We start from the raw sequence: 22,768 nt of genomic DNA, 5'->3' as shown, positions 1-22,768 counted from the left end.
CCGCATTGACCTTGAGGGCGCTTCAGGGTCAAGACAGACCATCATGGAAGCGAAATTTCAGACCTTTCTGATCCTGCTTGCCGTTCTGGCCGGCGTGGCGCTGGCTGCGCGCCGTTTCAACGTCGCCCCGGCCATTCTGCTGATGCTGGCCGGCGTCGGCCTGGCCTTCGTGCCGGGCATGCCGCCGGTCGAGCTGCCGCCGGAGCTGGTGCTCTTGATGGTGCTGCCGCCGCTGATCTACTCGGCGAGCGTCGCCATGAGCTGGCGCGAGTTCAAGAACAATTTGCGCCCGATCGTGCTGCTCGCGGTCGGCGCGGTGATCTTCACCGCGGCGATGGTGGCGGCCGCCACGCACTACATGATCGGCCTGCCCTGGACCGTCGCCTTCCTGCTGGGAGCCATCGTGGCGCCGCCCGACGTGGTGGCGCCGCTCGCGATCGCGCGCCGGCTCAACATGCCGCGCCGGCTCCTGGTCATCCTCGAGGGTGAAGGGCTGGCCAATGACGCCACTGCGCTGATCCTCTACCGCTTTGCGCTCGCCGCGATCATGGTCGGACATTTCTCGCTGCCGCTCGCGGCCGGCGAGTTCCTCCTGATCGTCGCCAGCGAGATCGCCTTCGGCATCGGCGTCGGCTGGCTCTCCTTGCGCTTCCGCAAATGGTCCGGTGATCCGCAGGTCGAGCTGACGTTGTCGCTGATCACACCCTACGTCTCCTACTGGCTGCCCGAACATGTCGGCGGCTCCGGCGTGATCGCGACCGTCGCCTGCGGCCTCTACGTGAGCTGGAACGGGCCGCTGCTGATCTCGTCGGCAACGCGCCTGCAAGGCATCTTCTTCTGGGATCTGGTGATCTACCTGATCGAGGGCATGCTGTTCCTGCTCACCGGCTTCCAGATGCGCGCGCTCTACGAGAAGTCGAAGTCCTTCCCGCTCGACGACATTCTCATCGCGACGGCCGTGGTCCTGGTCATCGTCGTGATCGCGCGCTTCGCCTGGCTCTACCCCGCGACCTACCTGCCGCGGATGCTCAGCAAGTCTCTGCGCAAGCGCGACCCGTCGCCGCCATGGCAATGGCCGTTCGTGCTTGCTTTCACCGGCGTGCGTGGCGCCGTGTCGCTGGCGGCCGCGCTGGCGCTGCCGTTCACGCTGCCGGATGGCGAGGCCTTTCCGTATCGCGACCTGATCCTGTTCGTCGCCTTCGGCGTCATCTTCGTGACGCTGATCGGCGTCGGCCTGACGCTGCCGCCGGTCGTGCGCTGGCTCGGCGTCGCCGAGGCCGGCCGCCACGAGCATGCCACGGAGCACGAGGCCGAGATCGCCGCCCGGCGCCAGGCGCTCGATGCCGCACTGGAATCGCTCGACGCGCTGACCGCGCAGAAGGAAGTGTCCGAAGAAGTGATGCGGCTGCTGCGCGCAAGGCACGACATCCGCGTCAACCAGCTCCCCGACTCGCTCGATCCCAACCACCACGACGTCTCCGCCGCCGGTACCGCGCTGACCCGCGAGCTGATTGCCGCCGAACGCAAATTCATCCACGGCCTCCTGCGCGAGGGCCAGATCACCGACGAGACGCGACGGCGGATCGAGCGGGATCTCGACCTGGAGGAGGCGAGCCTGGCGAACCGGGAGTATCGGGGCGCGCCGTTGTAGCTTCGCATCGTCTTCGCTTGAAGCGGCCAGGCAAGCTAGCGCCTGTCGCAAAACTCCCTCATTGCAGCCGCGACGGCTCCCGCGACGGCCTCGTGCCGCTCCGCCGAGTTCATCTCCATCTCCTCGTCGCGATTGATGATCGAGCCGGCCTCGATCAGCACGGCGGCGCTCCTCGTCCGCGACAGCACAATGAGCCCGTCATAGCGATAGACGCCGACGTCCTTGTCGAGCAGCTGGCGCCGGTAGCGGCCCATTAAGGGCAAGGTGTACTGGCTGGCATAGTGCAGGCCCTGCTGCTTCAACTGACTGCCGATCATCTGGGCCAGCATCAGGCTGGTGGCGAAGTGCGGATTCTGTCGCGACACGAACAGCGAATGCCCCGAAAAACGGTCGCTGAAATAGCTCTTTGCGCCGTCGAATTCCCAGGTCTCGAGCAGCTTGTCCGGCACCGAATCATGATGGACCGACAGGAACAGATCGGCGCGGCCTTCGTTCGCGGCACTGATGCGCTTGAACAGGCTCGGCCGTGCCTTGCCATCCGTGACGAGCAGGCGGGTTGCGGCGAAGCCTTCGGACCTGAGCTTCGCCGTGATCAGCTTGGCGAGGCGGAAGTTGAAGCCGAACTCAGGATCATTGCGCGCACTCAGCGCGCCGTAGGAGTCCGGGGTGTGCCCGACGTCCACGACGATCCTGAATCTCGGCATCTCGCATTTGGCCGGTGGCGACGGCTTCGGCCTGGGTCTTGCAATCTTTCGTGCGGCAGCAGCCTCGCCGGCATCGACAAGGGCGAGCGACGACAGCAGGATCGACGCGACCAGCCCGGCGATGATGCTGCGCGATTGCCCCAAGCGATACTCCGCTGCCGCGACCCGCGGGCGGCGACGAAGCCCGCGAGTTGTTTTCGGGAAGATTGGCGCGGGAATTGGAGTGCGTCAACGCAAGATAACGCTCGTGTCCGGGCACGAGAGAGATCAGATCGGCCGCTCTCCCTTCACCGTCACGCGCGTGCCAGACCGCGTATGCGGCCAGTAGTCCCACATCGCGCGGTGCTGGGTGCAGCGGTTGTCCCAGAAGGCGATGGCGTTCTCGGTCCAGCGGAAGCGACACTGGAACAGCGGGTTCTCGGCGTGCTGGTAGAGATAGGCCAGCATCGCATCGCTCTCGTCGCGCGGGATGCCGTTGATGTGGCGGGTGAAGCCGCGGTTGACGTAGAGCGCCTTTCTGCCGGTGACCGGATGCGTACGCACGACGGGATGCTCGGCATGCGGATACGAGGGACGGTCGGCGACGCCGTAATTGGCGTAGAGTCCGCGATAGATCGGTTCGCCATCGTGCAGTGCGGTGAGCCCATCGAGATAGGCCTTCATGCGGTCCGACAGCGCCTCATAGGCTGCATACATGTTGGCGAACAGAGTATCGCCGCCGCGCGGCGGGCACTGCCTGATGTAAAGGATCGAGCCCATCGGCGGATCGAGATCGCAGGACACGTCGGAATGCCAGCCCTCGCCATTGGCGCGCGGCGAGTTCTTGTCGGCGTAGATCTTCATCAGCGCCGGATCGTCGTCCTCGTGGGGCGCCGCGGGATGGACATGCAATTCGCCGAACTTGCGGCCAAAAGCGAGATGCTGCTGCGGCGTGATGTGCTGGCCGCGGAAGAAGATGACGAGGTTTTCGGCGAGCGCGCGATGGATCTCGTCCATCTGCCGGTTGGAGCGCGCGTCGCCATCGACGAGCTTGCCGATATCGACGCCACTGATTTCCGCGCCGATGATCGGGGTGAGCTTCTCGACCGCGATAGTTTCGTACGGCGCGCCGTCGTCCATCGTGTGGCGATAGCGCGGACCCTGCTTGCCGGCGAGTGAGCTCATGGCGTGTCTCCCGATCTTTGTTGATTGGGGACATCGTAGCGCGCGGTGGCAGATACGCAATCTGCGCTGCAAACACGGCCGTCGTTCCGGGGCGCGAGGAGCGCGAGCCATGATGCGCAGTTGCGCATCTGAGGACCCACAACCACAGGATCAGGTTTGGCGAAGACTCGGAGTGACGGCTCGTCATAACCACAAAGTCCTGTGTTTATGGCTCCGGATCGGCGCGCGCTTGAGGCGCGCTTGTCCGGGACGACGGACGTGTGTGGAGCGCTGGCGGAGCAGAACTACTCCGCCGCAGGCGCCGGCACCTTGGCGCCCTGGCCGTAGCGCTGGTCGATGTAGTCGATCACCAGCGCCTTGAAGTCGGCGGAGATAGTCGGGCCGCGCAGCGTGCGGAACTTCTTGCCGTCGACGAAGACAGGCGCGGCCGGCGCTTCGCCGGTGCCGGGCAAGGAGATGCCGATATTGGCATGCTTGGACTCGCCCGGGCCGTTGACGATGCAGCCCATCACCGCGACGTTGAGCTCTTCCACGCCGGGATATTTCGTCTTCCAGGTCGGCATCTCGTCGCGGATGAAATCCTGGATCGAGCGCGCCAGCTCCTGGAACGTGGTCGAGGTGGTGCGGCCGCAGCCGGGGCAGGCCGCAACCAGCGGCACGAAGGTGCGGAAGCCCATGGTCTGCAAGAGCTCCTGGCCGACCTGCACCTCACGGGTGCGGTCGCCGCCGGGCTCCGGAGTCAGCGAGATACGGATGGTGTCGCCGATGCCCTGCTGCAGCAGGATGCCGAGCGCGGCCGAGGACGCCACGATGCCTTTCGAGCCCATGCCGGCCTCGGTGAGACCGAGATGGATGGCATAATCGGAACGAGACGCGAGATCCTGATACACCGCGATCAGATCCTGCACCGCCGACACCTTGGCCGACAGGATGATGCGGTCCTTGGGCATGCCGAGCTCCTCGGCCCGCGCGGCGGACAAGAGGGCCGATTGCACCATGGCCTCGCGCGTCACCGCGCGCACGTCGCGCGGATTGGCAGACGCGGCGTTCTCGTCCATCAGCCTGGTCAAAAGCTCCTGGTCGAGCGAGCCCCAATTGGCGCCGATGCGGACCGGCTTGTTGTTCTTGTTCGCGATCTCGATGATGTCGGCGAACTGGGTATCGCGCTTGTCCTTGAAGCCGACATTGCCGGGATTGATGCGATACTTGGCCAGCGCCTCGGCGCAGGCCGGGTAGGCCGCGAGCAGCTTGTGGCCGATATAATGGAAGTCGCCGATCAGGGGCGTGGTGATGCCGCGCTTGGCGAGGCCGTCGCGGATGTGCGGAACCGCGGCTGCAGCCTCCTCACGGTCCACGGTGATGCGGACCATTTCGGAGCCGGCGCGCGCAAGCGCTGCGACCTGGGCGATGGTGCCGTCGACATCGGCGGTGTCGGTGTTGGTCATCGACTGCACGACGATCGGCGCACCGCCACCGACGGCGACGTTGCCGACCTTGACCTGGGTGGTCCGGTGCCGGGGCGCCGGGCCTGCGAGGTCGGAATCGAGAGGGTTTTCGAGCTTGTTCATGGGGTCCAAATATCAGGTTTTGGTGACGTTCAGCAATGCATCACGCGGCGCCGCGGCCGATGGGCTCGGACGGTTAACCAGGAAAAGCCCAGCAATTACAAGGACCGCGGCGGCCCCGAATGTCAGGCTCAGGGTGTCGTGCATGATGAAATAGCTACCCACCACGCCAAACAAAGGGGTGATGAAGGTAAAAGCGGACAATTTGCTGGCTGAGTAGGTCTTCACCAGCGCGAACCAAAGCGTGAACGTGGTTCCCACCACCCAGATCGCCTGGAACGCCATCAGGCCGAGCGAAAGCGGCGCCGGCATGTGCGTGATGGATTCGCCGAACAGCCAGGCCGCCATCCCCAGAATCGGGATCGAGGTGGCGACCTGATAGCCCAGCGCCTTCTCGGGCGCGGCGAATCGCAGCCGCGTGCCCTTGGCGACCAGCGTCGTCGCGGCCCACAGCGCAGCGCCGCCGACGATCATGAGATCGCCGAGCAGAACATGCGAATCGACATTGGGCTGCGGCACGCCGATCGCGAGGGCGACGCCGGCAAAGCTGATGGCCAGGCCCAGCCATTGCGAGCTGCCAAGACGCTCTCCAAGCACCTGGTAGGAGCCGAGCGCAACGAAGAACGGCGCCGTATAGAGGAAGACCACCGCGCGCGAAGCAGATGTGAGACGCAGCCCCTGGAAGATCAGCACGAATTCGATGCCGAACATCAGCCCGGCGATCAGGCCGGGCTTCCAGGTGCCGTCACGTTCGAAGAAATTGACGCCACGAAAGGTGCCGATGATGAACAGCACCGGCAGTGCGCCCATCGAGCGGATCGTGGCCTGGAGCATCGGCGGAATGTCCGGCAGGACCAGCTTCACCGCGATCTGGTTGAACCCCCAGGTCAGGCACAGCATGAGCATGAGGGCGATGGCGCCGGCACTGAGGGGGCGTGCGGCGGAGGGTACGATTTGAGCTGAGGACATCTCTTCCCGAATACCGGCTTTGCGCCGTCGTTGGTCTATGCAATCTTCTGACAATGGGTGCAGACGCCCGTGATCTCCACCACGGACAATTTGGGGGCAAAGCCCGAGGAGCGCGCGGCCGCATTGAGATCCCCGGCAAAGGACGCCGACGGGATCTCACCGACGAGGCCACAGCGCTCGCAGATCAGGAACGCGACAGCCGAGGTCGCATCGTGATCATGGGCGGCGCAGGCGAGATAGGCATTGCGGCTCTCGATGCGATGCACGAGGCCGTTGGCCATCAGGAAATCGAGGGCACGATAGACCGTGATCGGCGCCGGCCGCGCCATCGATTTTGCCAGTTCGTCGATCACCTCATAGGCACCGAGCGGGCGGTGGCTGGAAAGCAAGGCTCCCAGCACCTGACGGCGAATTGGCGTGAACTTCTGCGCACGCTGCTCGCAGACCGCCTCGGCATGCGCGAGCGCATCCGCGGCGCAGCGGCGGTGATCGTGATCTGGCGCGGGAAATGCCGGCTTAGCGAGGGTCATGCGATAAATCTTTTAGCATTTTGGCCCGGGAACCCAAAGCACGACGCTGCGAACGGCTGCCAGCCATGCTGGCATTGCGGGACAGCCACCCGTTAATCCGCCATGAAATAATCATAAGCTTGCTTATGATATCTCCTGCTTATTGGAGACCAAGCTCATGACCCGCGGGTCTGTCGACCAGAATTTCCTGTTCACGCTCGCCGAGCTCTACCGCCTGCTGCGCGTCTATGCCGACAAGGAGGCCTCGCGGTTCGGCATCACCCGCGCGCAATGGGCCGTGCTGGCCAAGGTCGAGCGCAGCGAGGGCATGAAGCAGTCGGAACTCGCCGAACTGCTCGAGGTGCAACCGATCACGCTGACCCGCCTGATCGACAAGCTCTGCGACAATGACTGGCTCGAACGGCGCAGCGACGCCTCGGACCGCCGTGTCAAGCGCCTCTACCTGAAGAAGTCCGGCCGGCAGCTGCTCGGCCGGATGAGCGGGCTCAGGTCCGAAATCACCGCCAACGCACTCGACGGCATCAATCCGGCGGATGCCCATCGTCTCCTCGCCCAGCTCGAAACCATCAAGGAAAACGTGCGGACCGCGATCCAGGCCAGCGGCGCGGAACAAGCGCGTAAGGAGCAGCGCTATGGCTGATCAGGTCCTCAAGTTCCAGCCCGAGCAGAAGGGCGAGAGCGGCAAGCCGGCGAAGAAAGCGGGCACCGATCCGCGCCGCCGCCTGGTGGCGGGCCTGCGCCGCTATCGCCGTTTCCTGCTCCTGGTCGTGCTGCCGGTCGTGGTCGCCATCGGCGGCCTCACCTTCTATCTCAATGGCGGACGCTATGTCGGAACCGACGACGCCTATGTCGGCGCGCAGAAGGTGCTGGTGACGCCCGACATCTCCGGCAAGATCCAGAAGGTCGTCGTGAAGGAAGGCCAGTTCGTCAAGCAGGGCGACGTGCTGTTCGAGATCGACCCCGTGCCGTTCCGCCTCGCGGTGGACGAGGCCAGAGCACAGCTGACGCAGGCGCAGACGACCTATGACAATCTCCGCGCCAACATCAAGATCTACGGCGACATGCTCAATCTCGCTCAGCAGGGCGTCGACCTGAAGCAGCGCGACGTCGAGCGCAAGCAGGCTCTGGTGAAGAACAGTTTCGGCTCGCAGCTCGATCTCGACAACGCAGCGAATGCACTGGTCACGTCCGGGTCCATCGCGCAATATGTCAGGCAGCAGCTCTCGACGGCGAAGACCCAGCTACTCGGCGATCCCGACCTGCCACTGGAAAAATTCCCAGCCTATGCGGAGGCCAAGGCCAAGCTCGACAATGCCGAACGCAATCTCGACCACGCCGTGGTGCGCGCCTCGATGGGCGGGGTGGCGACGCAGGTCGAGCAGATCCAGCTCGGCCGCTATGTCGCCGCCGGCACGCCGGTATTCACCATCATCGATGTCGCCCATCCCTGGGTTGACGCCAACCCGAAGGAGAGCGACCTCACCTACGTCACCGAAGGACAACCCGTGACGCTCGAGGTCGACGCGTTTCCGAACCACGTCTTCAAGGGCAAGATCGGCTCGCTCTCGCCGGGCACCGGTGCGCAATTTGCGATCCTGCCGCCGCAGAACGCCACCGGCAACTTCGTCAAGGTGGTACAGCGCGTGCCGATCCGCATCTATTTCGACGAGACCGACAAATATGTGCGGAAGCTGAAGGCCGGCATGAGCGTCTATGCCACCATCGACACCGGCCACAAGCGCACGCTGGCCGGCCTGCTCGGCCTGTCGGCGACCGCGGGCCAGGACAAGGACCAGGACTAGGACTAGGAAAGACCAAGCTAGAGACTGCGACAAGGACTGATCCGATGTCCGAAGCCAATGCCAGCCTGATGGTCCCCGGCCTGCGCCGGAACATGGTGACGATCTGCGCCATGACCGCGACCGTCATGCAGGCGCTGGACACCACCATCGCCAACGTCGCCCTGCCATACATGCAAGGCACGCTGTCTGCGTCGCAGGACCAGATCAACTGGGTGCTGACCTCCTACATCGTCGCCGCCGCAATCATGACGGCTCCGGTGGGCTGGATCGCCAACCGTTTCGGCCGCAAGCGCATCTTCATCATCTGCTCGGCCGGCTTCACCATGGCGTCGGTGCTGTGCGGCCTCGCGCAGGACATCAACCAGATGGTGCTGTTCCGCCTGCTTCAAGGCGTGTTCGGCGCGGCCCTGGTGCCGCTGTCGCAGTCGGTCATGCTCGACTATTACACGCTTCAGGAACGCGCCAAGGCGATGTCGATCTGGGGCATGGGCGTGATGATGGGTCCGATCATGGGACCCTCTCTGGGTGCCTGGCTCACCGAGACCTATTCCTGGCACTGGGTGTTCTTCGTCAACCTGCCGTTCGGCGCCATCACCGTGCTCGGGCTGATCCTCTTCATGGACGAGACCAGGAAGGACCTCAGCCTCAAATTCGACTGGTTCGGTTTCGCCGCACTGGCGATCGCGATCGGCGCGCTGCAGCTCGCGCTCGACCGCGGCGAGCAATTGGGCTGGCTGGAATCCAACGAGATCCTGGCGGAGTTCATCGTCTCGGCCGTCGCCTTCTATTTCTTCCTCGCGCATTCGTTCACGACCTCGACCCCGTTCATCCGCTTCGCGCTGTTTCGGGATCGCAACTTCGTCACCGGTTGCGTGTTCATGATTGTGATGGGACTCGTGCTGTTCTCGACCATGGCGCTGGCCTCGCCCTACATGCAGAACGTGATCGGCTATCCCATCATCACCGCCGGCTTGCTGCTGGCGAGCCGCGGCATCGGCACCTTCTTCGCCATGATGCTGGTCGGCCGCATGATGCGCTATTTCGAGGCGCGCACGCTGATCATCTCCGGCCTGACGCTGACCGCGGGCTCGCTGTTCCAGATGACCGGCTGGACCGACCTGACCCAGGTGCCGGAGATCGTCACCGTGAGCGTCATCCAGGGCTTCGGCTTCGGCCTCGTCTTCGTGCCGCTCTCGACCGTGGCGTTCCTGACGCTGTCGAACGAGCTGCGCACCGACGGCACCGCGATGCTCACCCTGATGCGCAACGTCGCGAGCTCGGTCGGCATTTCCGTCGTCATCGCCGAGCTGACGCAGGGCACGCGGCGGACCTATGCGATCCTCTCCGAGCACGTCAATCCGTTCAACCATGCGCTGCAGATGCCCAGCGTCAGCGGCATGATCAATCTGTCCACCGACGTCGGCCGCGCCATGGCCGACAGGATGATCAGCGTGCAGGCGCAGATCATCGCCTTCGCTCACGACTACCAACTGGTGATGGTCTTCATCCTCTGCACCATCCCGCTCGCGTTCCTGATCGGCTCGACCAAGGCCACGCTGCGCAAGCAGGCGGCGGGGCCGGAGCACGCGGTGATGGAGTAGACCCGGGTCGGGGCGCGGTGCAGCGCCTAGCGATGCGCCGCAGAACCGGGACCTATTCTGCTGGCCGACCTGGGCCCCGCCTCAGCAGCGCACCACTGCGTGCTGCGCTGCGTCCGGGAGAGATCATCCCAACAATTCCTCGCAGCCCAGATCATCCACGGCCGCAAACACCCGCTCCAGATTATTCCACCAGATCAGCGGCGGGATGTTGATGCTCCACTGCCAGACCGGCCTCGTGATCTGCCAGAGCACCGCCCAGCGGTAGTCGCGATCGAGCGCGCCGCGCGTATAGCCGGTGATGCCGCTCTCGATCAACGTATCGTGGTAGACATTGAGCAACGGGCGTTCGAGTGCCTGCCGGCGTTCCGGATACCAATGCATGGCCATCATATAGGCGAGGTCGTGGGTTGGAACGTTGACGCTCCACAGATCAAAATCGAAGATGCGCACGGTATCGGCAACGCCGGCGCGCGGCAGCAGGAAGTTCCAGACATGAGCGTCGCCATGGGTGATGCTTGTGTGACGGCGCGAGTGATAACGCTGGGACAGTCGCTCCGACTGATCGATGAGGCGACGATAGAGGGTACGTCGTTCCTCGCTGAGGCGATCACCGAGAGCGTCGGCAAAGCGGTCGTAATGACCCGCGAACGTCTCCATGCGCTCCGCGCTGTCCTCAGGGCTCGCCCAGGTGCCGACGGTGCCGCCGAGGCTCGGATGGTCCCACCAGGCCGCATGCCAACGCGCGAGCGTGGTGACGATCGCAATCGCCTGCTTCCGCGACGGCGGCAGCGGCCAAACCGTCGCGATGTCGTGGCTGTCAGTGAGGTCCTGGAGCAGAAGATACCAGGTGAGGCTGGCTTCGTCGAAATATCCGTCGAAGCAGCGGGGCACCAGTCCCGGCGGCATGCTCGGCGTCAATTGCGTGTAGTATTCCACCTCCCGCCTGCCGCCATTGGCAAGCTTCTCGGCGAAAGCTGCATTTGCAGTCTTCAGGATCAGCGACTGCGGAGCGCCGGCGGATTCGCCGACGTAACGCAGGCCAAGACGGAGAATGTGCGACACGACCGTGTCGCGCTGATGCAGCACCTTCACTTCGCGCACCGCGCCGGCGTCGAGCACGCCGCCCCTGCGCAGGGCGGCCGTCAGTCGGGCGGGCTCAACGACCGCCGGCAATTGTGGAGATGTCATGAACCACGATGCCCCTGTCCCGCGCCATACTGAAGATCACACTCCCGGGCACCAGCGGCCGAGCGGCCGCCGGGCTCAGGCTGCCGCGGTCGAGTCGCGCACGGTTCGCACGACGACCGATCGCAGCTGTTCGAGATTGGCCGCCATCCCGGAGATTGCCTGCCTGACATCCGCGGCGCGCTGGTCGACGGAGGCAGCGTCGCGGCTGACATCGCCGATCTTCGCCGAGACCTCCTTCGCCGCGGAGGCGGATTCGGAGATCGACCGCGTGATCTCCCGTGTCGCCGCGTCCTGCTCTTCCATCGCGGCGGCGACCTTGGTCGCCACGCCATCGATCTCGACGATGTGGCCCCCCATGGCCTCGACGGCATCGACCGCGGCCTGGGTCGAAGTCTGGATTTCCGTAATCAGCCGCCCGATCTCATCGGTGGATTTGGCGGTCTGATCGGAGAGGGATTTCACCTCGGCGGCAACCACCGCGAAGCCACGGCCGGCTTCGCCGGCGCGTGCCGCCTCGATCGTCGCGTTGAGTGCGAGGAGATTGGTCTGGCCCGCGATGCCGCCGATGAGGTCGGAGACCTCGGCGATCTTCTTCACCGATCCGGCCAGCGCCTGAATGGTCGAGCGCGCCTGCTCGCGGCCGGCGACCGCCGACTTGGTGACCGTGCTGGTGCGCGCGACTTGGCTTGCGATCTCGCGGATCGAGGCGCTCAATTCTTCGGCTGCGGCCGAGACGGCCTGCGAGCTGCCGAGGGCCTGCGTGGAGGCCGCCGCGACCGCCTGAGACTGCGCAGAGAGCGACTTCGCGATCTCCGACAGGCCGGAGGCGGCCCGCTCGATGCCTGCCGTCGCCGCGGTTGCGGTATCAACCGAGCGGCCGGTCTCGCGCTCGACGGTTTCGGCCATCTGGTGCAAGGCGGAGCGCTTGGCAAGCGCCGCCTCCTGCTCCTGCCGCAACTGTTCCTCGCGCAGACGGGAATTCTCGACCGCCGCCTGCTTGAACACCACAAGCGCACCCGCCATCGAGCCGACCTCGTCCCTGCGGTGCGCGAACGGAATGTCGGCGGCGAGATCGCCGGTCGCGAGCTTCTGCATCGTATCCGTCATGCGCACGATCGGACGCACCACGCCGAGGGCAACACCGAGCAGACCGGCGGCAATGAAGGCCAGAACGGCGGCGGAGACGCCGAGGAGGATATAGAGCATGGAGCTGTCGCGGTCCGCGGCCAGCTTCTCCATTGCGGCATTCCGCTTGTTGGCGTTCTCGACGATGCTGTCGATGACGGCGCGATGCGCGGTATAGGCGTCCTTGACCTGCGCATAGGCGCGCTCGGACCCAGCTGCATCCTTGGCCTTGAGGGCCGGCAGGAGCTGGTCGGACGCCTTCCAGAATTTCTGCACCTCCGCATCGGACTTCGACACCAGCGCGGTCTTGAGGTCGGCCGAGAGGCTGGAGGAGACCCAGAAGGCCTTGCGCTCGTCGTAATCCTTGCGGAGCTGGACCAGGCGCTCGCCATGGGCGGCCAGCTGGTCCGGCTCGCGCATGGCTAGCGTCGCCTCGAGATAAGCCTCGATGACGTATTCGGGCGGCGGCAGGATGTCGGCGATGAGGTCGTTGCCGAGCTTGATGTCGGAATAGAGCGGCCCGCCGACCTTGAGCTCGCGCAGTGCATAGAGGCTGGTGGAAACGACCGCAGTAAAGCCAATGGCAAGAACGATCCCGAAAGCGATGATCGCGGCCGACAACGACAGGCGAATCTTCATGAAATAATCCAGGGCACGCGCTGAAATCGCGAGGAGCCTAGATCAATATGGTAAATGCAGGATTGCCTGCGGGGAGGTCTCGAAAGAAAGGCTCCGAAAAATCACGGGATTGAACGTCGATCAACCGGATTTTGGTCAGCGGGACTGACCCACCGGAGTCTGGAGAGGAGCAGGCAGGATCAAGGCAACGCCGATCGCGATTGCGCTGGATGAGAACGTGGTGCCGACGACCTGGCGTCATCGGCACATATTCGCTCAGACCTCGAAGAACACCGTCTCGTCGTCGCCCTGGAGGTGCAGGTCGAGCCGGTAAACGGTCTTGCCGGCCTCGCGCACCGCAGTCAGCGTGGCGCGGCGGTCAGCCGGGATCAGCGCCAGCACCGGATCGGCGGCGTTGCCGGCCTCGTCGCTGAAATAGATGCGGGTGTAGAGATGCCGCAGCATGCCGCGGCCGAACACCGCAAGCAGGATGTGCGGCGCCTGCGGCTTGCCGTCGGGATCCGGCACCGCGCCCGGCTTGATGGTTTCGAAGGCGTAGTTGCCGTCCTTGTCGGTGCCGCAGCGGGCAAAGCCGCGGAAACTCGCATTCGGCAGCGCACGCTTGTCCTGCGGGTCGGCGAAACGTCCCTGCCCATCCGGCTGCCAGATCTCCAGCATGCAATCCGGCACGGCGACGCCGTCGCCATCGAACACGCGACCCTCGATGCGGATGCGGTCGCCTGAGACGTCGGCAGTCAGCGTCGAGTTGGTGAACGCGTCGTTCCAGGCATATTCGCCGTTCGGCGTCAGGCCGTATTTGAAGAACGGACCGACCGTCTGCGATGGGGTGATACCGTCAGGCTTCACAGACTCTTGCACTTTAGTGGTTCTCCATAGGCGTAGCGTTCTTGCCGCGCAGCACGATGTCGAAGCGGTAGCACAGCGCCCATTCGGGCTGGGTGTTCTCGAGATCGAACGAGGAAACCATTCGGGCCCGCGCTTTCTCGTCCGGCACCGAGTTGAAGATCGGATCGAACGGAAACAAGGGATCGTTCGGGAAATACATCTGCGTCACGAGGCGCGTGACGAAGGAATAGCCGAACACCGAGAGATGAATGTGCGCGGGGCGCCAGGCGTTGTGGTGATTGCCCCAGGGATACGCGCCGGGCTTGATGGTGACGAAGCGATAATAGCCGGAAGCATCGCTCAAAGTGCGGCCCGCACCGGTAAAATTCGGATCGAGCGGCGCCGGATGCTGATCGCGGACGTGAACATAGCGGCCGCAGGAATTGGCCTGCCAGATCTCGATCAATGAGTTTGGCACGCCGCGGCCGTCCTCGTCGCGCACATGGCCATGCACGATGATGCGCTCGCCGAGCGGCTCGCCGCTGTGCTGGGTGGTGAGGTCGTTGTCGCCATCGCGCACGGTCTCGTGGCCGTAGACCGGGCCGGTCAGCTCCGACAAGGTGTGGCGCATCGGAATCAAGGGCTTGCTCGGCGCGCGCTTGATCGAGCTCTTGTATTCGGGCGACAGCGGCAGCGGATGCGCCTTGTTGCTGTCCGGGGGATAGATGAATGTCATGGCGAACTCCTCCCAGGCCGTTTTCGGTCCGGCCGGTCAACGCTTCGCCGATCATTATAGGACATAACTAATTTGGGGAAGCGGGTTTCGCGGCTTCCCGAAGCTGTCATTCCGGGGCAGCCCGCAGGGCTGAACCCGGAATCTCGAGATCCCGGGTCGGTGCAAGTGCACCGCCCGGGATGACGGGACGCTACGCGTCCCGTCAGTTCAACTTCTCGATCGCAACCGCGACGCCCTGGCCGACGCCGACGCACATGGTGGCCAGCGCCAGCTTGCCACCGCGCTTCTCCATGCCGTGGACGGCGGTGAGCGCGAGGCGCGCGCCGCTCATGCCGAGTGGATGGCCGAGGGCGATGGCGCCGCCATGCGGATTGACATAATCGGCATCGTCGGCAACGCCGAGCTGGCGCATGCAGGCGATGCCCTGCGAGGCGAAGGCTTCGTTCAGCTCGATCAGGTCGAAATCGCTGATCTTCTTGCCGAGCCGTTCCATCAGCTTGCGGGTGGCCGGCACCGGGCCGATGCCCATGATGCGCGGCGGCACACCGGCCGAGGCAAGCCCGAGAATGCGTGCGCGCGGCGTCAGGCCATGCTTCTTCACCGCGGCTTCCGAGGCGAGGATCATGGCGGCGGCACCGTCATTGACGCCCGAGGCATTGCCGGCCGTCACCGTGCCGGGATTGCGCACGATCGGCTTCAGTTTTGCCAAACCTTCCAGCGTGGTTTCAGGGCGCGGATGTTCGTCCTTGTCGACCGTGATCGGACCGGCTTTGCCGCCGGGAATGGTGATCGGCGTGATTTCTTCCGCGAAATAGCCGGCCGCGATGGCCTTGCCCGCACGCTGCTGCGAGCGGATGGCGAAAGCGTCCTGGTCGGCGCGCGAAACCTGGAATTCCTCGGCGACGTTCTCGCCGGTTTCGGGCATGGCATCGACGCCGTACTGCGCCTTCAGCAGCGGATTGATGAAGCGCCAGCCGATGGTGGTGTCGAAGATTTCGGCGGAGCGCGAGAAAGCTTCCTGCGCCTTGCCCATCACGAAGGGTGCGCGCGTCATCGATTCGACGCCGCCTGCGATGGCGAGCTCGATCTCGCCGGAGCGGATGGCGCGGCCCGCGGCTCCGACTGCATCCAGACCCGAGGCGCAGAGCCGGTTCAGGGTCTGGCCGGGAACCGAATCCGGCAGGCCCGCCAGCAGCAGCGCCATGCGCGCGACGTTGCGGTTATCCTCTCCGGCCTGGTTGGCGCAGCCGAAGAACACTTCGTCCACCTGCGCCCAATCGAGATTGGGGTGCTTTGCCATCAACGCCTTGATGGGGGTAGCGGCCAGATCGTCGGCGCGCACCTTGGCGAGCGAGCCTCCGAAACGGCCGATCGGGGTCCGCACGGCATCGCAGATAAAGACGTCACGCATCGTTGTTCTCCCTGAATGCCGCGGTCCGGCCAAATTCTTCAATGTCGGCGGAGTTTTAGGAGGGCGCCCGCGGCAGGTCAATTGACTGATGCGCGCGTGTTCCGAAGGGGCCGCACGCCGCAAGCGCATGCCACCGTGCGGACAACGTGGAAAACCTCGTCTCTCCGGCCAAAGCGATAGGAGCAGGTGCCGAAATTTTGTAGGTTGCGCCGCCCATGACGATGCAACAGCCAATACCTGTCCCGCCCCCCGACAACACGCCCGCGCCGCAGGCCGAAGCCGCCGCGCGCGTCACGCCGATGATGGAACAGTACCTTGAGATCAAGGCGGCGCATCAGGGCTTGCTGCTGTTCTACCGGATGGGCGACTTTTACGAGCTGTTCTTCGAGGACGCCGAGATCGCCTCGAAAACGCTCGGCATCGTCCTGACCAAGCGTGGCAAGCACCAGGGCGCGGATATCCCGATGTGCGGCGTGCCGGTCGAGCGCTCCGAGGATTATCTGCATCGCCTGATCAGCGCCGGCCACCGGGTCGCGGTCTGCGAGCAGACCGAGGATCCCGCTGCAGCCAAGGCGCGCGGCAACAAGAGCGTGGTGCGGCGCGGCGTGGTGCGGCTGGTGACGCCGGGCACGCTGACCGAGGACACGCTGCTCGACGCGCGCGCCAACAATTACCTGCTGGCGATCGCACGTGCCCGCTCCTCCGCCGGCGGCGACCGCTTCGGCCTCGCCTGGATCGACATTTCGACCGCCGAGTTCATGGTGACCGAAGCTTCCGGCGGCGACCTCGCCGCGACGCTGGCGCGGATCAATCCGAACGAGGCGATCGTCACCGACGCGCTCTACAACGACAGCGAGCTCGGACAGACCCTGCGCGAGCTGCCGGCCGTGACGCCGCTGACACGCGATGTCTTCGACGGCGCGACCGCCGAGAAGCGGCTGTGCGACTACTTCGCCGTCGCGACCATGGACGGGCTCTCCCAGCTGACGCGCTTGGAGGCCACCGCCGCGGCCGCGGCCGTCACCTATGTCGACCGCACGCAGGTCGGCAAGCATCCGCCGCTGTCGCCGCCCGCGCGCGAGGCCTCGGGCGCGACCATGGCGATCGACCCGGCCACCCGCGCCAATCTCGAGCTGACGCGGACGCTGGCCGGCGAGCGCCGCGGCTCGCTGCTTGACGCCATCGACCGCACGGTGACCTCCGCCGGCTCTCGCCTGCTGGCGCAGCGGCTGGCGGCGCCGCTGACCGACGCGCCGGCGATCGCGCGGCGGCTCGACGCGGTCAGCGCCTTCGTTGCCGATTCCGCGGCACGCGAGGACATCCGCAGCATCTTGCGCGGCGCACCCGACATGTCGCGCGCATTGGCTCGGCTCTCGGTCGGCCGCGGCGGACCGCGCGACCTTGCCGGCATCCGCGACGGCATCATCGCCGCCGACCAGGTGCTGACGCGACTCTCCGAACTGGACGAGCCGCCGCAGGAGATCGTGGCCGTGATGGCGGCGCTGCAACGACCGTCACGCGAACTCGCATCCGAATTTGCCCGTGCGCTCGACGAGCAGCTGCCCCTGATCAAGCGCGACGGCGGCTTCGTTCGTCCCGGCTTTGAACCCGCCCTCGACGAGGCGCGGAACCTGCGCGACGCCTCACGCCTCGTGGTGGCCTCGATGCAGGCGCGCTACGCCGACGCGACCTCCGTCAAGGCTCTGAAGATCCGGCACAACAACGTGCTCGGCTATTTCGTCGAGGTCACGGCCCAGCACGGCGACAAGCTGATGTCGCCGCCGCTGAACGCCACCTTCATCCATCGCCAGACGCTGGCCGGGCAGGTGCGCTTCACCACCTCCGAGCTCGGCGAGATCGAAGCCAAGATCGCCAATGCGGGCGACCGTGCGCTCGGCCTCGAGCTCGAGATCTTCGAAAGGCTCTGTGCGAGAGCGCTCGAGATCAGCGACGATCTGCGCGCCGCGGCGCAAGGCTTTGCGCTGCTCGACGTCGCGACGTCGCTGGCCAAGCTCGCGGTCGACGAGAACTATGTGCGGCCCGAGGTCGATGGCTCGCTCAGCTTTGCGATCGAGGCCGGCCGCCATCCCGTGGTCGAGCAGGCCCTGAAGCGCAACGGCGAGCCGTTCATCGCCAATGCCTGCGACCTGTCGCCTGCGCCAGCGCAGAAGTCCGGTCAGCTCTGGCTGCTGACCGGCCCGAACATGGCGGGTAAATCGACCTTCCTGCGCCAGAACGCGCTGATCGCCTTGATGGCTCAGATCGGCAGCTTCGTGCCGGCGACGCGCGCGCGGATCGGCATCGTCGACCGCCTGTTCTCGCGCGTCGGCGCCGCCGACGATCTGGCCCGCGGCCGCTCCACCTTCATGGTGGAGATGGTCGAGACCGCGGCGATCCTGAATCAGGCCGGCGAACGCTCGCTCGTCATTCTCGACGAGATCGGCCGCGGCACCGCGACCTTCGACGGCCTCTCGATCGCCTGGGCCGCGATCGAGCATCTGCACGAGAGCAACCGCTGCCGCACATTGTTCGCCACGCATTATCACGAGCTGACCACGCTCTCGGCAAAACTGCCGCGGATGTTCAACGCCACCGTGCGCGTCAAGGAATGGCAGGGCAACGTCGTGTTCCTGCACGAGGTGCTGCCGGGCTCGGCCGATCGCTCCTACGGCATCCAGGTGGCGAAACTCGCCGGCCTGCCGCCGGCGGTGATCACACGCGCCAAATCCGTGCTCTCTAAGCTGGAGGCGCAGGACCGCGGCCAGACCGCGCGCGCGCTGGTGGACGACCTGCCGCTGTTCGCAGTCCCCTCCCGCGCCGCCGCGGAAGCCGCGCCGCCGAGCGAGGCCGAGTTGCTGATGGAAGCGGTGAAGGCGCTGCACCCCGACGAGATGTCGCCGCGGGAAGCGCTCGACGCGCTATATGCGTTGAAGGCGAGGCTGCCGAAGCCGTAAATGAGACCGTCATTCCGGGATGGTCCGAAGGGATCGCGAAGCGACCCTGAGGACCAGACCTCAGGTGCGCGATTGCGCACCGGGGAATCTCGAGATTCTCAGGTGCGCAATTGCGCACCGTAGTTCACCTCTTCGAGTCGCCCCGGAATGAGAGTGTGGTTGGCGCCTACCCCCGCGCCGCGATCGCCGCCGCCTCAGCGGCCGCGCGCTGCATGCTGGTCGACATCTCGTTCGTCACCGTGCTCTGCTCCTCGATCGCCGCGGCGGTGGACGTGACGTACTCGCTGACATTGTTGATCGCCTGCTTGATCGAACCGAGCGCGCTGACGACGTCGCCGGAGATGCTGTTGAGGCTGCCGATCTCCTCGCCGATCTTGTCGGTAGCCTGCTTGGCCTGGTTGGCGAGGCTCTTGACTTCGGAAGCGACCACCGCGAAGCCGCGGCCAGCCTCGCCGGCGCGGGCCGACTCGATCGTGGCGTTGAGCGCGAGCAGGTTGATCTGTCCCGTGATGTTGTTGATCATCTCGACGATGCCGCTCATCGCCTGTGCGGCTTCGGTGAGGCGCTGGGCCTGCGCATCAGCGGAGGAGACCTGATCGACCGCGCTCATCGCGGTTTCGCGGGATTTGGTCATCGCCTCGGAGATCTCCCGCACCGAGGCATTGAGCTCCTCCGAGCCGGCGGCGACCGATTCCATCATGCCGCGGACGCGCTCATTGCCCATGCGGACCAGCACCTGTTTCGTGGTGTCGGTGGCGTATTTCACCACCTTGAACGGCTTGCCGTTGAGATCGAGGATCGGGTTGTACGAGGCCTGGATGTAGACCTCCTTGCCGCCCTTGCCGATGCGCTTGTATTCCGCCGCCTGATACTGGCCGCGATTGAGCGCGGCCCAGAACTCGCGATAGGCGACACTATCGCGCTCCGAGGGATCGACGAACATGCTGTGATGCTTGCCCTTGATCTCGGCCAGCGAATAGCCGAGCGCGCCGAGGAAGTTGGCGTTGGCGGTGATGATCGAGCCGTCCATGTTGAACTCGATCACCGCCTGGGCCTTGTCGATCGCAGCGATCTGGCCGGCGAGATCGGCGTTCTTCAGCTTCTCGGCGGTGACGTCGGTGGCGAACTTGACCACGCCGTACGGCTTGCCGTTTTCGTCGAGCAACGGATTGTAGGAGGCAAGGATCCAGACCTCGCGGCCGCCCTTGCCGATGCGCTTGAACTCGCCCGCCTGGTATTCGCCGCGGTTGAGCGCGGCCCAGAATTCGCGATAGGCCGAGCTGTTGCGTTCGGCCTCGGCCACGAACAGGCTGTGCTGCTTGCCCTTGATCTCGTCGAGCGAATAGCCGAGCGCCTTGCAGAAGTTCTCGTTGGCCGAAACGATGGTGCCGTCGAGATTGAACTCGATGACGGCCTGGGCGCGGCTGATGGCAGCGATCTTGGAGGCGTCCGTCATGCTCCGGATCTTCTTCGCGGTGATGTCGGTCGCAATCTTGGCGACCATCACCGTCTTGCCGTTGCCGTCGAGCACCGGATTGTAGGATGCTTCGATCCAGACCTCGTGGCCGTCTTTCGCGATCCGCTTGAACTCGCGCGCCTGATACTCGCCACGGTTCAATGCAGCCCAGAACGCCTTGTACTCGGTGGTATCGCGCTGGTCGGCCGGCACGAACATGGAGTGATGCTTGCCCTGAATCTCCTCGAGCCGATAGCCGAGGGCGTCGAGAAAGTTCTTGTTCGCCGTGATGATCGAGCCATCGAGATTGAATTCGATCATGGCCTGCGAACGGCCGATGGCGTCGAGCCGTGCCTGTGCATCACTGTGGGACTTGCGACCGAACATCAAGGAATCTCCATCTCGAAATAGCGTGGACGGCTCGTAGGGGAAGTAACAGTTGCAGCGGCACAGCCGTATTCAAATCGACAATTCCCGCGCGTCCCTGCACTCTGATGCAGCTCGGACGAGTTCGCGCTCACGGCAGCGGACGCGGGTACGCTGGTTTATTCGTAGATGAAAAGCGCGAAGAAAGTTCTAATAGACCTGTCGGAAATCGGCTGGAGCCAGCGCGATTCTGTGCGCGTCGAAGATCAACGGTAATCGCGGCTGCGATTTGAAATGATGCATCTCGATGCGATACCTTGGGGAGCACGCCTCGTCACTTATGAGTGAGCGTGAGGAGAGCGTGCCGCATCGGCTTTCGCGACGTTGTGTCGCGCATCTCCGTAGTCTCACGGAATCGGCCGCGCCTTGCGTCCCGCGCGCCTGCCAATTCCCCACAGCGTCAGGTTCCAGACCAGGCAGGTCCCGAGCGCGAGGCACAAGCCGACCGCGGAGCCGAACCACACGACTGCAACGTGCAGAACTGCGATGGCCACGCCAAATCCGAGCAGGCCCCACGCGGAGTTGGCAAGCACGGCGGCGGTCGGCGGTCCACCAATCCGCGGATGCAGGATCACCATGATGCTGGAGAACACCACGGGATAGAGCGCGATGATGCCGCTGATGCGAGGGCCGACCCAGCTCGACGTCGAGACCACAAGGGCGACCAGGGTCGCAACCAGCGCAGCCCGCATCGGGATGTCATACCAGCGGCGCGTCACCAGCGGCATTTTCACATGGCGATAGCCTGCCAGGAGCGGGATGCAGATTCCGAACGCGATCAGGTTGGCAGCAAGCCCCGCGGCGAGCGACCAGTCGAACCGGCGGATGATCGATGCAAGCACGATCCAGACCGCGACGGCGCTTCCACAACTCACCAGAAGGCTATGTCGCTGCGCCAGCACCACGTAGGTGAGCGCGAGGACGATCGTCGCAGCATTCACCGGCAGGCTCGCCAGCGCACCTTGCGCGATGAAGGCGGCGTCATGATCGATCGCGAGGAAGACGTAGGAGGGACCGGCCGACACCGGCAGGGTCGCAACCAGCGCGCCGATCACAGGCCCTGCGCGTTCGGCGATGATCGACGCCGACACCACGAACGCCGCCGCGATCGCCATGCGCAGGAGCAGGAAGAGGATGAAGTGGAGATCGAGGGACATTTTTTCTTCTTACCCTCCCCTGGAGGAGGAGGGTCGCTGTGCATAGTTCGAAGCGAACTGCGCAGCGGGGGGGTGATCTCTCGACACGAACAGTGTGCGACGTGGAGAGATCACCCCACCCCGCTCGCGCTGCGCGCGATCGACCCTCCCCCTCCAGGGGAGGGTAAGAGTCAGATCCGCTGCATCGACACCGACACCTTCGGGCCGTTCTTGATGGTCTGATAGACCACGCAATAGCGCTCGGTGAGCTTGAGCAGCAGGTCGAGCTTGTCCTGCGGCGCGTCAGTGTCGACTTCGAAGCGCAGGCGAATCTCGGCGAAGCCGACCGGGGTCTCCTTGTCGATGCCGAGCGTGCCGCGGAAGTCGAGATCGCCCTCGGCGTAGACGTTGCCGGTCCTGAGCGGAACCTCGATCGCAGTCGCGACCGACTTCAGCGTGACGCCGGCACAGGCGACCAGCGCTTCCAGTAGCATGTCGCCGGAGCAGAGCTCGAGGCCGGAACCGCCGGTGCCCGGATGCAGACCCGCCATTGCTATGGCGCGGCCGGTCTCGACCTTGCAGGCGATGCCTTCGCCATCGGTGGAGCCCTTGGCCTTCAGCGTGATCAGCGCGGCCTTTGGATCGGTCTTGTAGCGCTCCTTGATCGGGGCCTGCATCTGGCGCAGTTGGACAGCGTCCATCTTTTTCTCTCCCGGCATGTCGTTCTCACGAGTGGTATAGAAGGCGGCCGGTTTCGTGTCAGCTCATGATTGATGGGATCTGCCATGAGCGACCGGAATCGAGCCAAAAACAAACGTATTTTCATGATGTTACGCTTGAATTCACGAGCAGCGCCACAGACCGTCCGATCTGCATGATCGAGCTC

18 protein-coding genes are annotated in these 22,768 nt (G+C 64.8%); 5 read left to right on the top strand and 13 right to left on the bottom strand.

Annotated elements, in window-relative coordinates; all coding sequences use genetic code 11:
* Window positions 1–43: 43 nt before the first annotated feature.
* Entirely contained in the window at window positions 44–1,651 is a 1,608-nt protein-coding gene (locus tag EHH60_RS15050; protein ID WP_199751475.1) for a Na+/H+ antiporter, read from the top strand.
* Window positions 1,652–1,686: 35 nt separating this feature from the next.
* Here the strand turns inward: EHH60_RS15050 and EHH60_RS15045 are convergent, their stop codons facing one another.
* From EHH60_RS15045 to EHH60_RS15025, 5 genes are all read right to left on the bottom strand, one after another.
* A complete protein-coding gene (locus tag EHH60_RS15045; protein WP_199751474.1) occupies window positions 1,687–2,499 on the bottom strand; it encodes an N-acetylmuramoyl-L-alanine amidase in 813 nt (270 codons plus the stop codon).
* Between the two features lie 123 nt (window positions 2,500–2,622).
* On the bottom strand, window positions 2,623–3,519 hold the full coding sequence (locus EHH60_RS15040; RefSeq protein WP_124160242.1) for a TauD/TfdA dioxygenase family protein: 897 nt from the start codon (window positions 3,517–3,519) through the stop codon (window positions 2,623–2,625).
* 284 nt (window positions 3,520–3,803) lie between these two features.
* Window positions 3,804–5,087, bottom strand: coding sequence for a flavodoxin-dependent (E)-4-hydroxy-3-methylbut-2-enyl-diphosphate synthase (ispG, locus tag EHH60_RS15035; RefSeq protein ID WP_124160241.1), 1,284 nt, complete (start codon window positions 5,085–5,087; stop codon window positions 3,804–3,806).
* 12 nt (window positions 5,088–5,099) lie between these two features.
* Entirely contained in the window at window positions 5,100–6,053 is a 954-nt protein-coding gene (locus tag EHH60_RS15030) for a DMT family transporter (protein ID WP_124160240.1), read from the bottom strand.
* A 35-nt stretch (window positions 6,054–6,088) separates the two neighbouring features.
* Window positions 6,089–6,583, bottom strand: coding sequence for a Fur family transcriptional regulator (locus EHH60_RS15025; RefSeq protein ID WP_124160239.1), 495 nt, complete (start codon window positions 6,581–6,583; stop codon window positions 6,089–6,091).
* 157 nt (window positions 6,584–6,740) lie between these two features.
* Here EHH60_RS15025 and EHH60_RS15020 point away from each other — a divergent pair, with 157 nt between their 5' ends.
* The 3 genes from EHH60_RS15020 to EHH60_RS15010 are packed head-to-tail and all read left to right on the top strand — an operon-like array spanning window position 6,741 to window position 9,986.
* Complete coding sequence (locus tag EHH60_RS15020) at window positions 6,741–7,223, top strand: MarR family winged helix-turn-helix transcriptional regulator (RefSeq protein WP_124160238.1); 483 nt, start codon at window positions 6,741–6,743, stop codon at window positions 7,221–7,223.
* Complete coding sequence (locus tag EHH60_RS15015; RefSeq protein ID WP_124160237.1) at window positions 7,216–8,385, top strand: HlyD family secretion protein; 1,170 nt, start codon at window positions 7,216–7,218, stop codon at window positions 8,383–8,385. Before EHH60_RS15020 ends, EHH60_RS15015 begins: the two co-directional genes overlap by 8 nt.
* A 44-nt stretch (window positions 8,386–8,429) precedes the next feature.
* The gene (locus EHH60_RS15010) at window positions 8,430–9,986 is read left to right on the top strand and encodes an MDR family MFS transporter (RefSeq protein WP_124160236.1); all 1,557 of its coding nucleotides are present in this window, start codon (window positions 8,430–8,432) and stop codon (window positions 9,984–9,986) included.
* Window positions 9,987–10,109: 123 nt separating this feature from the next.
* On the opposite strand, the gene EHH60_RS15005 is transcribed toward EHH60_RS15010, so the two are convergent.
* The 5 genes from EHH60_RS15005 to pcaF all read right to left on the bottom strand — a co-directional run bounded on the left by EHH60_RS15005 (window position 10,110) and on the right by pcaF (window position 15,910).
* Complete coding sequence (locus EHH60_RS15005) at window positions 10,110–11,174, bottom strand: phosphotransferase (RefSeq protein ID WP_124160235.1); 1,065 nt, start codon at window positions 11,172–11,174, stop codon at window positions 10,110–10,112.
* 75 nt (window positions 11,175–11,249) lie between these two features.
* Window positions 11,250–12,938: a methyl-accepting chemotaxis protein gene (locus EHH60_RS15000; RefSeq protein ID WP_124160234.1), complete on the bottom strand. Its 1,689-nt coding sequence runs from the start codon at window positions 12,936–12,938 to the stop codon at window positions 11,250–11,252.
* A 255-nt stretch (window positions 12,939–13,193) separates the two neighbouring features.
* Window positions 13,194–13,796 (bottom strand): protocatechuate 3,4-dioxygenase subunit alpha, encoded by a 603-nt coding sequence (gene pcaG / locus EHH60_RS14995; protein ID WP_124160233.1) that lies wholly within the window; start codon window positions 13,794–13,796, stop codon window positions 13,194–13,196.
* A gap of 1 nt (window position 13,797) precedes the next feature.
* Entirely contained in the window at window positions 13,798–14,499 is a 702-nt protein-coding gene (pcaH, locus tag EHH60_RS14990; RefSeq protein WP_124160232.1) for a protocatechuate 3,4-dioxygenase subunit beta, read from the bottom strand.
* A gap of 202 nt (window positions 14,500–14,701) precedes the next feature.
* Complete coding sequence (pcaF, locus tag EHH60_RS14985) at window positions 14,702–15,910, bottom strand: 3-oxoadipyl-CoA thiolase (protein ID WP_124160231.1); 1,209 nt, start codon at window positions 15,908–15,910, stop codon at window positions 14,702–14,704.
* Between the two features lie 215 nt (window positions 15,911–16,125).
* Between pcaF and mutS the strand changes: the two genes are divergently transcribed.
* On the top strand, window positions 16,126–18,864 hold the full coding sequence (gene mutS, locus EHH60_RS14980) for a DNA mismatch repair protein MutS (RefSeq protein ID WP_124160230.1): 2,739 nt from the start codon (window positions 16,126–16,128) through the stop codon (window positions 18,862–18,864).
* A gap of 166 nt (window positions 18,865–19,030) precedes the next feature.
* Here mutS and EHH60_RS14975 read toward each other — a convergent pair whose 3' ends face one another.
* The 3 genes from EHH60_RS14975 to EHH60_RS14965 form a co-directional block, all read right to left on the bottom strand.
* Entirely contained in the window at window positions 19,031–20,707 is a 1,677-nt protein-coding gene (locus EHH60_RS14975) for a methyl-accepting chemotaxis protein (protein WP_124160229.1), read from the bottom strand.
* A 386-nt stretch (window positions 20,708–21,093) separates the two neighbouring features.
* The gene (locus EHH60_RS14970) at window positions 21,094–21,903 is read right to left on the bottom strand and encodes a hypothetical protein (RefSeq protein WP_124160228.1); all 810 of its coding nucleotides are present in this window, start codon (window positions 21,901–21,903) and stop codon (window positions 21,094–21,096) included.
* Window positions 21,904–22,073: 170 nt separating this feature from the next.
* On the bottom strand, window positions 22,074–22,583 hold the full coding sequence (locus tag EHH60_RS14965; RefSeq protein ID WP_124160227.1) for an OsmC family protein: 510 nt from the start codon (window positions 22,581–22,583) through the stop codon (window positions 22,074–22,076).
* Between the last annotated feature and the right edge of the window lie 185 nt (window positions 22,584–22,768).

The organism is Bradyrhizobium sp. RP6 (genome assembly GCF_003837805.1).
Taxonomy (GTDB): domain Bacteria; phylum Pseudomonadota; class Alphaproteobacteria; order Rhizobiales; family Xanthobacteraceae; genus Bradyrhizobium.
This window is presented reverse-complemented; position numbering and strand designations above follow the sequence as displayed.

Excerpts from the sequence above, each read along its gene's own strand:
- EHH60_RS15050 (WP_199751475.1), top strand. The coding sequence starts at position 44 with ATGGAAGCGAAATTTCAGACCTTTCTGATCCTGCTTGCCGTTCTGGCC.
- EHH60_RS15005 (WP_124160235.1), bottom strand. The coding sequence starts at position 11,174 with ATGACATCTCCACAATTGCCGGCGGTCGTTGAGCCCGCCCGACTGACG.
- EHH60_RS14970 (WP_124160228.1), bottom strand. The coding sequence starts at position 21,903 with ATGTCCCTCGATCTCCACTTCATCCTCTTCCTGCTCCTGCGCATGGCG.
- EHH60_RS15015 (WP_124160237.1), top strand. The coding sequence starts at position 7,216 with ATGGCTGATCAGGTCCTCAAGTTCCAGCCCGAGCAGAAGGGCGAGAGC.
- EHH60_RS15010 (WP_124160236.1), top strand. The coding sequence starts at position 8,430 with ATGTCCGAAGCCAATGCCAGCCTGATGGTCCCCGGCCTGCGCCGGAAC.
- mutS (WP_124160230.1), top strand. The coding sequence starts at position 16,126 with ATGACGATGCAACAGCCAATACCTGTCCCGCCCCCCGACAACACGCCC.
- EHH60_RS15020 (WP_124160238.1), top strand. The coding sequence starts at position 6,741 with ATGACCCGCGGGTCTGTCGACCAGAATTTCCTGTTCACGCTCGCCGAG.
- EHH60_RS14965 (WP_124160227.1), bottom strand. The coding sequence starts at position 22,583 with ATGGACGCTGTCCAACTGCGCCAGATGCAGGCCCCGATCAAGGAGCGC.
- EHH60_RS15040 (WP_124160242.1), bottom strand. The coding sequence starts at position 3,519 with ATGAGCTCACTCGCCGGCAAGCAGGGTCCGCGCTATCGCCACACGATG.
- EHH60_RS14975 (WP_124160229.1), bottom strand. The coding sequence starts at position 20,707 with ATGTTCGGTCGCAAGTCCCACAGTGATGCACAGGCACGGCTCGACGCC.
- EHH60_RS15030 (WP_124160240.1), bottom strand. The coding sequence starts at position 6,053 with ATGTCCTCAGCTCAAATCGTACCCTCCGCCGCACGCCCCCTCAGTGCC.
- ispG (WP_124160241.1), bottom strand. The coding sequence starts at position 5,087 with ATGAACAAGCTCGAAAACCCTCTCGATTCCGACCTCGCAGGCCCGGCG.
- EHH60_RS15000 (WP_124160234.1), bottom strand. The coding sequence starts at position 12,938 with ATGAAGATTCGCCTGTCGTTGTCGGCCGCGATCATCGCTTTCGGGATC.
- pcaF (WP_124160231.1), bottom strand. The coding sequence starts at position 15,910 with ATGCGTGACGTCTTTATCTGCGATGCCGTGCGGACCCCGATCGGCCGT.
- EHH60_RS15025 (WP_124160239.1), bottom strand. The coding sequence starts at position 6,583 with ATGACCCTCGCTAAGCCGGCATTTCCCGCGCCAGATCACGATCACCGC.
- pcaH (WP_124160232.1), bottom strand. The coding sequence starts at position 14,499 with ATGACATTCATCTATCCCCCGGACAGCAACAAGGCGCATCCGCTGCCG.